The sequence below is a fragment of the Rossellomorea sp. LJF3 genome (assembly GCF_037046045.1).
In the GTDB taxonomy this organism is placed as follows: Bacteria; Bacillota; Bacilli; order Bacillales; family Bacillaceae_B; genus Rossellomorea.
In genome coordinates, this window is record NZ_JBANLY010000043.1 from 1 (window position 1) to 10,295 (window position 10,295).

The window sequence follows — 10,295 nt, forward strand, 5'->3', positions numbered from 1 at the left end:
ATCTAAGTCCCATGGGCAGGGACGTTCTACCCTGGCTACTGTTATAATAAGACCATATAAAAAAAGGTCAACCAGAAATATCTAGAATTCTGGTCAACCTTATAATACGAAGGGCAGGTTAGTTTAATTAGCCATGAAAAGAGGGGATAAGAAGATGAACTATTCAATTGATGTTTTTTTGGAACAAAATATAGAATTTTCCACTTTCCTTAAGCAACAGATTAGGTAATACAATAACAAACATTCGATCCATCACCGTGAGACACGTAAGGATGGTTCTGTTCAACCAATAAACATTATCGTTTTGGATAGCAAAAAGCAGTGGGTCGGCGGTATTTCTGCGGAAGTCTATTGGGACTGGGTTGAAATTAACGACTTTTGGCTTAAAGAGAATTATAGGGGCAAAGGGCTCGGAGGGCACTTACTTGATGTCGTAGAAACCAAGGCGAAAGAGAAAGGTGCAAAGAAAGCACTGTTAAGTACGTTTGAATTTCAAGCACGGAAATTTTACGAGATACACCAATATAAGGTAGTTGGTGAGATTAAGGATTATCCCCCTGGCAGTAGTTATTACACCATGGTGAAAGAGTTGAAACATTGATACCCTTCTTGAACGAACGGGGGCAATAACTGAAGATCAGCTAATTGATCCGGCTATTGCCCTTGTTCCATTATTGGGCAGTTTAGTTGAAATCAAAGCAGCGGCAAGGTAAAAGGCATCTTCTGTCCAAAAAAATTGCAGATGAAAGGAGAAATAAATGCTTTATACAAATCCTACATTCTCAATATGTAATGAAAATTTACTCAAAGAAGCCACCGCTTTCACAATCACGGCTACTTTAGGGCCTTGTTAAGGAAGTTGGCACTATCTATTCCATGTAAGCAATAAAGCCAGTGTTTGAATTAATCTCTCTTCTAATTGTAGAACAAAGACAACTCCTTTAGAAGATAGTCGGAATTAGCCCACCGTCCATACGGATTGGTGACCCTTTAAATGCCGATGCATAAGGGCTACAGACGAATGTAGTAAGTCTTCCTATTTCAGTAGGTCTGATAAATCTTTGTATCTCAGATTGAGGTAGGTTTGAAGTCATAAATTCCTTCTCTTTCTCTGAAAAAGTCATGTCTTTCCTATCGTACATACCGTCAATGATTTGATGAACATTTTCAGAGAGGGTTAGTCCTGGCATGATCGTGTTAACCGTGACATCTTTCCCAACTGTTAATTTAGATAAGCTTTTTGACAATGATAAGAGCATTGATTTGGTCATACAATACTGAGGCATTTGTCCTGAAGGCATAACGGCTTCTTCTCTTGCTATAAAGATAATCCTGCCAAACTCATTGTTCAACATTTTTGGCAAATAAAATTTAGATAAACCATTTGCAGCAAGAACATTGGTGCGGAAGTAGTTTTCCCATATTTCATCGTCTACGTCCTCATATTGCATGATTTCATAGATACCCATATTGTTAACTAAAATATCAATGTCGGGATGCTTTTTGAATAAATTCTCTCGTTGTTCATTATCCACAATATCGGCTGCAGCATTTTGAGGAGAGGTTGTAGGGAAATTTGATTTAATTTCATTTACAATGTTCTCTACCTCTTCATAATGACGGCCATTAATAAGGACATTAACCCCTTCCTTTGCAAGTTCAATAGCAATAGCTTTGCCTATACCTTTAGTTGAACCTGTAACTAAAGCTGTTTTATTGGTTAGTCCCATTTCCATCATGTATTTCTCCTTTTCGTTTTAGTTGAAAATAAGGTCAGTTTATAGAGTTAACACCTAAATGTACAGTACGCCAATTGGAAGGCGTATCTCCCTCCCAAAGCTGAAAAGCGCGATAGAACGAGTTTTGATCCTCATAACCAATCAGGAAAGCCACTTCGCCTATATCAAGTGAAGGATCTGTTAAGTACTCCCGTGCCAGTTCTTGTCGGACTTGTGATAACAGCTGTTGAAAGCTCGTCCCTTCACCATGAAGACGGCGCTGCAAGGTTCGATTGCTCATTCCTAACTCAGCTGCGACAGTCTGGATGCTGTAAAGTCCTCCCGGCAGGCTACGTTTCGTAATCCACTTGACCCTCTCGATAATTGAGTGGCCAGGTTGTTGCTTATCAATGGATTGGTCCAATGCGGGTGTCAAGATTTCAAGCAATTCTGCGTTATAAGAGACAAAAGGGCGGCGAAGGTCCTTTTTATGGAGCGTCAATCTGTTACGACTTCCACCGACTTGGACCTGGCACCTGAAGTAGGTTTCAAGCGACTGAACGTCGCCCATTAAAGGTGAAAATTCAACGGACTTCGCAGTCAACGGGTGACCCGTTCCCCTTCGTCCCAACTCTAAAAGAAACGCAAGCGTAATCCCTACTAACATTGGCGGACCCGGTTGCTCTGTATTCAACCATCCCAGTTCGATCGTACATTCATCGTCTTCCTCTGTGATACGTAAGCTTTCAGGGGGGCACAATCGTTTATACCGAATCATGCGTGTAAGTGCGTCGAGGTAGTCACGGGCGTGATAAGCTGCTAAAACAGTTGGTGGAAAATGAACTGTTTCGAATCCGGTCGTTAGCTTAATGATTCCTTTTGCAATGTCCCCTATGAGATCGGAATACGCCTCCCAAATGGAGAAATATTGGGCCGTTGTGACCATTGGTTCATTGATAAGAGTGAGTGGAAGTCCAGCCCTTCGAACCACTTCATGGGGGCAATCCCTAGTTGACGCAATCCCGACCAAAATCCTGCCGGGAATTTAATAGAAGTATAAGCGGTCATATATCATTCTCTCCCCTAGCTATCTATAGCTTGAACAGTTATTATGTCTACCTTGTTATTAGGATAGTTATCATATTACCAACCCAATGTTGTTTTGTAACTAGCAAAAGACGACATACAACTAACTGTTTGCGCCATATACCTCTTGTTGAAGTGCATAAATAGCAAATGTTAGTGGGAAGCTGAGCCCGTACTTCTATTGCAAAAATATTATCATTTCAGAGCCTCGACCTTCATTGGGACTGAGGCTCTTTCTTCTTGTTTCAGGCCAAACGTTGAATATTCTTTCCCCACTAAAGTAAAGAGAACTTAAAAACACTTATAAAATGGTTAAACGAATAATAGGAAAATAAATGACAAAAGATAACCATTAAGACACATGTATAATTCAGGGGTTAAGATGTGAGGGATATGTGAGGAGGATTGAAGAATGACAGTGAGAGAAGGAATACAACAAGCGAATAGAGCTACCGAACAGATAATCGAAGTAAATGATTTGATGACGGAAGCAGTAGTCCATTCCTTTATGTTTACATGGCAATGGTGGTTTGGAATCGGACTATTTATTATTCCTTGGATCCTTTGGTTTCTATTTAGAAATAAGGAAAGTACAGGCAGACTTCTTATTGGAGGGTTTGTAACCATCATTTTATCATTAGTAATTGACCTTATTGCCTTGTCTTATGGGTTGTGGTCGTACCCCATGAAATTTTCACCTATAGCTCCACTGTTATTTCTTCCTTATCATTTTTCATTAGCACCTGTTGCCATTATGTTTGCACTTCAAATTAAACCGAGAACGAATGCACTACTAAAGGGTTCAATATTTGCTGCAATTGGAGCTTTTATAGGTATGAATTTCTTTGCCATGATTGATTTTTACAATCCAAAAGGATGGCCAACCATTTATGACTTTTTTATTTATCTATTCCTTTTCTTTGTAGCGCATTGGTTCAGCAACATGGATAGTTTTAAAAAAATATCAGGTCGCTCTTGAGATATGGAAGAGAGCCTATGATTTGTTCAAGTAACGGGCGCGATTATTTACATCGCGCTTTTTTTGGCGGAGTAAAACCATTGTAAGAAGTAAAAATTTTTGGAATAATTGGTATTAAGTTAACGTGGGTTATTTTAGAAGCAGGTGGATTCGGGATTTATATTTAAGATAGATTAAGAAACCATCACAATTGAAACACGACAACATTATTTTATATGGAGTATGCCAAAGAAGATATAGTATTGAAAGTTAAGTAGAGGGACTTGAAAACCAGGGGGGACAAAGCAATGAAAACGATTGGACTTATAGGTGGAATGAGTTGGGAATCCTCAGTAAAGTATTACAAAGTAATCAACGAAGAAGTAAAAGAAAGATTAGGAGGTTTACATTCGGCAAAGTGTCTATTATACAGCGTTGACTTTGAGGAGATTGAACGCTATCAAGCGGAAGGTAATTGGGAAAGTGCAGGTAGAGCATTAGGAGAAGTTGCCTCCTCTTTAGAAAAAGCAGGTGCAGAATTCATCGTCATTTGTACAAATACGATGCATAAAGTCATCGATTATATTGAGGCACGGATCGACATTCCGGTATTACATATTGCGGATGCAACAGCAAATGAAATTCAAAGAGCCGATATGAAAACTGTTGGCTTACTTGGGACTGCATATACAATGGAGCAAGATTTCTATAAATCTCGGATTCAATCTAACGGGATTAACGTGTTGGTTCCGGATCAAGAAGAAAGAAACACCATCAATAAAGTTATCTTTGAAGAGTTGTGTTTAGGGAAAATGGAACAATCATCTAAGGATTATTATAAGAGTGTGATTCAAAAATTAGTGGATAGAGGAGCGGAAGGAGTCATCTTGGGATGTACAGAAATCGGATTGTTAGTTAAACCTGAGGATTCTGAAGTTCCATTGTTTGATACTACGGTTATTCATGCAATTGAAGCAGTAAATACAGCTCTAAAAAAATGAGGATTCTTAAAGAAGCTGGGCAATATTGGAAATGTGTTAATTGGTCCTTATTCATTTTTTAGTATAAGAAAGGCAAGAAGGTTAATTAGATTTAGGTGAAGAATATGATATTGGTAAGTTCTTGTTTAGCGGGACTAGAGGTAAGATATAATGGCACACATTGTTTAAACAATAAGATAAGGTTAATGATCGATCAGAAAAAGGCATTAACTGTCTGTCCTGAATTACTTGGTGGTTTTTCCACTCCACGAGAACCTGCTGAGATCATTTGTGGTGATGGAGATGATGTCCTGGATGGCAATGCCAAGGTAATAGATAAATCAGGTAGAGATGTTACTGATTTATATATAACGGGAGCCTATAGTACTCTAAGAATGGCCCAAGAGTACCATACTACCGCAGTCGTCCTCAAAGAGTTTAGCCCTTCCTGTGGAAGTTCCATGATCTATAACGGAGAGTTTAAGGGCAAGAAAATACTTGGTAATGGCGTCACAACTGCTTTACTTAAAAGGAATGCAATACGAGTGGTCTCAGAGGAAGGACTTAGTGGTTTACTTCAGGAGGCAGGTTATTGAATAATAAACCATTGTATCTAAGAAGAATAGAGACACTTTCCTATTAAAGTTAAAAGCTATCGGTCGGGATGGTAAAAAGGATAGGTGGAGGGGATTATCATTCAAAACAGTAATAGTAATCTCTCAAATGAAAGGTTATGGTTAAGGGAATTTACTACGAGTGATTGGATGGGTGTACATACATACGCATCACAAGATATCGTTTGTCAATATCAGCCTTGGGGACCTAATACAGAAAAAGACTCGCAGGATTTTGTAAATCAAGCGATTAAAGACTCTAGACAAAACCAAAGAACAAGGTTTGTTTTTGCCATTATCTATGATGAAATGTTGATTGGAGCTGGCGAGTTAAATATAAGGAGTTTTACTAATAAAGTTGGAGAAATTGGCTATATCGTTAATCCAGATTATTGGGGAAAAGGGATAGCCACAGACGTTGCCACTCTATTAATTGATTTTGGATTTAGAGAACGTAAACTTCATCGTATATTTGCAACTTGTGACCCAAGGAACATAGGTTCATCAAAAGTGTTGGAGAAAGTTGGGATGACCAAAGAAGGTAGAATTCGTGAAGATTTGTTAATGAAAGATGGCTGGCGGGATTCATCACTATACAGTGTTTTGGAACACGAATGGAAATCGTAATATAACAAACCTTATTTAACTGACAGGGGTATTAAGTGAAGATCATGCAGCAGATCTTCGGTTTTTTTATTGAAGTTATCGGGGACGTTAATGGAATAATTCCTGTCAAAAATATAAATACTTTGGTGTCCCAAGGAGGGGAGATGAAGTGAATAACAAGTTAACAAAATCCCGAACAGATAAGTCAATAAGCGGTGTTTGTGGAGGCATAGCGGAATATTTCGGGATTTCTTCTTTGGGAGTAAGGTTAATATTTCTTTTATTACCTGCTAATATTCTTATATATTTAATTCTTGTTAATACCATGCATGACAGTCCCCGAACATTATAATTACTAATTTCCAATTTTTTTAAAATATAGAGGGATATAGAGGTAGAATCATATGCCCAAAATAGACAATATGCTAGCCATTCTATGGATGCTTCGTTCAGGTGAAAAAGTGACGGCACAGCAAATTTCAGAAAAACTAGAGATGAATATAAGGACGGTGTATCGTTATATTGATACCATTTCAACAAGTGGCGTACCGATCGTTTCAGAACCAGGTCATAACGGTGGCTACTCATTATTGAACCATTTTGTTGAGGCTCCTCTTTTCTTTGATGTTGAGGAACAAACGTCACTTTATCACGCGGCTGTTTTTGCAGAGGAAGCAGGATATTATGGAGGGGAAGCTCTCGATCGGGCTATTTCTAAACTAAGTCACCACTCCAATCAAGAACAGGAAACAAAAGTAAACCAACATGTAACGAGTCTTGAAGTCATAAGTGGATTACGTTCAGCTTCTATCGAACCTTTCTTGAAGGATTTGGAGCAGGCCGTAGCGGATGGGTACTCAGTGAAAATCCTTTATCTTAAAAATGGCGAACAGCCATTAAGTGAAAGATTGGTCGATCCGTACAGAATGATTTATTGGAATAACAAGTGGTATGTGATTGGATATTGTCATCTTCGAAGTGATATCCGCAGTTTTAGAGTCGATCGAATGGAACGTCTCATACTGACTGAAAATACGTTTAACCGGCCGGAGAATTTTTCAGCACGTGACTACTTTATAAAAAGCCTCCTTCCAACGTTAGAAGATAAGGAAGGGATTATGTCTTTGGTTCTTAGTGGGGATAAAAGTGCATTGGATGATATTTGCCAACATTGGTTTTTAGGACATTATGTACAAGAACGCACCTCCAATCAAGCAATGTTTCTTCTTGAAAAAGAGATCATACATACCTATGTACCTTATTTACTTTTATCGTACAATACATCGATTAAAGTGATGGAGCCGATCAGTCTTAAGAAAAGACTTGTTGAAGTTCTGTCGGAATTAATAGAATTTCATCACGTTTAATGACTTCCCTGACGCTAGCTGTCAGGGAAGTTTTATTATAATGGCTGTATCAATGGTGATGGGAGTGTAATTGAATGCAAATACAAAAAGCTTATCTTTATGTATTTAATACAATGTCCGACTGGGAATATGGATATTTAATGGCTGAACTGAACTCAGGAAGATATTTTAAAAAAGATGCAGCACCTGTAAAAGTCATGACAGTAGGAGCTACTACAGATGTGATTACCTCGATGGGGGGACTGAGCATAAAACCGGATATGTCCCTTGATGAATGGACTCTTGAGAGGGAAGATCTTTTAATCTTACCAGGAGGGACTACTTGGAGTGAAGAAATCCATAAACCTATCCTTGAAAGAGCTGGCCAGGCTTTAAAGAGTGGCACGATGGTGGCTGCCATTTGTGGTGCAGTAGAGGGCCTTGCGAATAGGGGATACTTAGATACTAGAAAGCATACAAGTAATAACTTGGAATATACGAAAATGGTATGTCCTCACTATAAAGGAGAAGCGTTCTATGAGTCGGGACCAGCGGTAGCTGATGGCAATTTAATTACGGCATCAGGAATAGCTCCTCTGGAATTTGCCATGGAGGTACTGAGAAAAATGGATTTGTTTGCGCCGGATACATTGCATTCATGGTATCACCTGAATAAGACTCATGAACCCCAATACTTCTTTCAGTTAATGAATTCAATAAGTAAATGAAGATGCTTAAAAGCTCCATTTCTCTATTTGATTTGTAGAGAAGTTGGGCTTTTTATTTTGGACTTTCCTGACGATAGTCCTATTGGGAAGTTTCATTTGCGTAAAATTGGGAATTTAATGAATGAGGTAACCGAACCACCAATAATCAGAAGCAACGTCATATTCGTCATTGAATAGACGGAAATATTCCGCTTAATTTGTCATTAGGACTTAAAAAGGCTTAAATAGGCGGAATAATTCCGACTATTAACTCCAAGAAATGCAATCAGGGGTGATTTTTCTGTGCGTAAGCGGAAAACCTCCGCTTATTTTCTTTATAACCTGTTAAGAATACGTATATTAATAACACAAGGCATTCTTTTACAAACTGCTTCAAGGGATTTTTCTAGTCAAAGTTCGCGAAGAAAAGAGGAAACGAGAATGAAATTATTTGCTCATCGCGGAGTGAGTGGAGAAGCTCCGGAGAATACACTGTCTGCCTTTAAAGCAGCAGCTGAGTCAGGTGCCCACGGGATTGAACTGGACGTACAGCTGTCAAAAGACGGCCAGATCGTGGTCATTCATGATGAAACCATCGATCGCACCACGAATGGAACCGGCTATGTGAAGGATTTGACATGGGAACAGCTCAGAACCTATGACGCCGGAAATTGGTTTCACCCCTCCTTCAAAGGAGAGTCCATTCCTTCACTAGAGGAGGTCCTGGATGTGGTGACCACGCATCGTGACTCGATCATCATTAATATCGAGCTGAAGAACGATCAAATCGACTACCCACAGTTGGAAGAAAAGGTCCTGGAGCTGCTCAAAGAAAAAGGGATGAAAGAACAGACGATTATTTCTTCTTTCAATCCTGAGAGTTTAAAAAAAGTCAGAGAGCTTGACCCTGATATTGAGACAGGTTTTCTTTTTGAAGGGATTCCAGCAAATATTTTGGACCGGATCAAGCCATTACAGGTCAACGCCATCCACTGTGAGGCGGTGTTCGCTCAATCGCCAACGGGGAGAATCGTCATGGAGATGGGAATTCCGTTGCGTGTTTTTACCATCAATACAATGGAAGAATTTCAATTAGTGAAAAAAGCGGGTGTTGAGGTTGTTATGACTGATTATCCGGGGTTGTTATTGGATTATCTATAGAGACCTAAAGGGGAATGTTTTGAGGTGCTCGGACAATAAATAATGAGACTCAAACTAGAAGCCCCAAAAAGTAAAGAGATTCGTCGATTGACGAGTCTCTTTGTTTTGGAATATAAATTGTTTGCACATATTAGTGTGTATGCACGGGAAAAATTATATTTCTGAAGGAGTAGTTCTGGAAGCAGCCAATGCAGTTAAAGCCTTCTCAATATAACGATATACTTCGTCTGCAATCCCCAGAAATTCTTCCACATCTACATGACTATCCATGTAACACGCATACAGATAGTCAACTAATGCTGAATCAATAGTGCTATTATCTAATATGCCATTCTTCATCTTAGAAATGTCATCTTGCCAAACCCCTGTATCTTCTAAAACCAAAGAGTATAATGAACGAATTAATTTCTTTGAGTAACCTTTGGTATATCTGGATTTCAGCGTGTCATCAGTGGCATTAGATAGAAAACCACGAACGCGATCCACTGCCTCTTGAGTGTCTGAATTTAAGTCTAATATGAACTCAGGTGAAATAAGAATAGGCGGTACTTCTTCACCAATATCAGTACCATGTATACAAACACAGATGATCTTGATCCAAAATCCCCACTCATTGGGCTTACTACTTACATCATCCAGTGAACAAATAACCGTATCAATCTTCGTTACGAATCGATATTTTTGTAACATCTGATCCTTCAAACACGATACTCTATCATAATCTATATCTTCTGGTCTTTCGCATACTATTGTAAAATCTGCATCAGACTCAAATGGCTTAGCAGTACCTTTAGGAATGGAGCCACACATATAAATACTGTGAATCCTCCCATTGAACTCTGAAAGCAAGCCAGCTGTATACTCCTCTACAAAAGCCTTGTACTCACTCTGAATATTGATCTTCTTTATAACCTTCTCCAAAACCATATCTGGTTTCATTTTATCTCCCCCTGGTTAAAAGTCATTTTATAAATTTTTCTTTTATTTCTTTTTTCACTATCCTGCCCGTTCGTATTATAAGGTTGACCAGAATTCTAGATATTTCTGGTTGACCTTTTTTTATATGGTCTTATTATAACAGTAGCCAGGGTAGAACGTCCCTGCCCATGGGACTTAGAT

At 38.9% G+C, this 10,295-nt stretch carries 11 protein-coding genes and 1 pseudogene; 9 read left to right on the plus strand and 3 right to left on the minus strand.

Translation table 11 applies throughout. The features are described from left to right. Nucleotides 1-304 precede the first annotated feature (304 nt). Complete coding sequence (locus V8G47_RS20485; protein WP_442970889.1) at nt 305-601, plus strand: GNAT family N-acetyltransferase; 297 nt, start codon at nt 305-307, stop codon at nt 599-601. A 340-nt stretch (nt 602-941) separates the two neighbouring features. On the opposite strand, the gene V8G47_RS20490 is transcribed toward V8G47_RS20485, so the two are convergent. Beyond that, complete coding sequence (locus tag V8G47_RS20490; RefSeq protein ID WP_336201653.1) at nt 942-1,736, minus strand: SDR family NAD(P)-dependent oxidoreductase; 795 nt, start codon at nt 1,734-1,736, stop codon at nt 942-944. Nucleotides 1,737-1,773: 37 nt separating this feature from the next. Next, nucleotides 1,774-2,786 (minus strand): annotated as a pseudogene (locus tag V8G47_RS20495) (helix-turn-helix domain-containing protein). 430 nt (nt 2,787-3,216) lie between these two features. On the opposite strand from V8G47_RS20495, the gene V8G47_RS20500 reads away from it, so the two are divergent. The 8 genes from V8G47_RS20500 (at nt 3,217) to V8G47_RS20535 (ending at nt 9,176) form a co-directional block, all read left to right on the plus strand. Continuing rightward, nucleotides 3,217-3,783 carry a CBO0543 family protein gene (locus V8G47_RS20500; RefSeq protein ID WP_336201654.1) on the plus strand — a complete coding sequence of 189 codons (567 nt, stop codon included), beginning with the start codon at nt 3,217-3,219 and terminating at the stop codon, nt 3,781-3,783. 287 nt (nt 3,784-4,070) lie between these two features. Beyond that, a complete protein-coding gene (locus tag V8G47_RS20505; RefSeq protein WP_336201655.1) occupies nt 4,071-4,763 on the plus strand; it encodes an aspartate/glutamate racemase family protein in 693 nt (230 codons plus the stop codon). A gap of 104 nt (nt 4,764-4,867) precedes the next feature. Continuing rightward, the gene (locus tag V8G47_RS20510; protein ID WP_336201661.1) at nt 4,868-5,338 is read left to right on the plus strand and encodes a DUF523 domain-containing protein; all 471 of its coding nucleotides are present in this window, start codon (nt 4,868-4,870) and stop codon (nt 5,336-5,338) included. 99 nt (nt 5,339-5,437) lie between these two features. Then, on the plus strand, nt 5,438-5,983 hold the full coding sequence (locus V8G47_RS20515) for a GNAT family N-acetyltransferase (protein WP_442970890.1): 546 nt from the start codon (nt 5,438-5,440) through the stop codon (nt 5,981-5,983). 148 nt (nt 5,984-6,131) lie between these two features. Next, on the plus strand, nt 6,132-6,314 hold the full coding sequence (locus tag V8G47_RS20520; RefSeq protein WP_336201656.1) for a PspC domain-containing protein: 183 nt from the start codon (nt 6,132-6,134) through the stop codon (nt 6,312-6,314). A gap of 52 nt (nt 6,315-6,366) precedes the next feature. Continuing rightward, on the plus strand, nt 6,367-7,329 hold the full coding sequence (locus tag V8G47_RS20525; protein WP_336201657.1) for a helix-turn-helix transcriptional regulator: 963 nt from the start codon (nt 6,367-6,369) through the stop codon (nt 7,327-7,329). Nucleotides 7,330-7,403: 74 nt separating this feature from the next. After that, nucleotides 7,404-8,036 carry a type 1 glutamine amidotransferase family protein gene (locus V8G47_RS20530; RefSeq protein ID WP_336201658.1) on the plus strand — a complete coding sequence of 211 codons (633 nt, stop codon included), beginning with the start codon at nt 7,404-7,406 and terminating at the stop codon, nt 8,034-8,036. A gap of 420 nt (nt 8,037-8,456) precedes the next feature. Continuing rightward, complete coding sequence (locus V8G47_RS20535) at nt 8,457-9,176, plus strand: glycerophosphodiester phosphodiesterase (protein WP_336201659.1); 720 nt, start codon at nt 8,457-8,459, stop codon at nt 9,174-9,176. A 153-nt stretch (nt 9,177-9,329) separates the two neighbouring features. Here V8G47_RS20535 and V8G47_RS20540 read toward each other — a convergent pair whose 3' ends face one another. Beyond that, on the minus strand, nt 9,330-10,103 hold the full coding sequence (locus tag V8G47_RS20540) for a nucleotidyltransferase domain-containing protein (RefSeq protein WP_336201663.1): 774 nt from the start codon (nt 10,101-10,103) through the stop codon (nt 9,330-9,332). Nucleotides 10,104-10,295 lie beyond the last annotated feature (192 nt).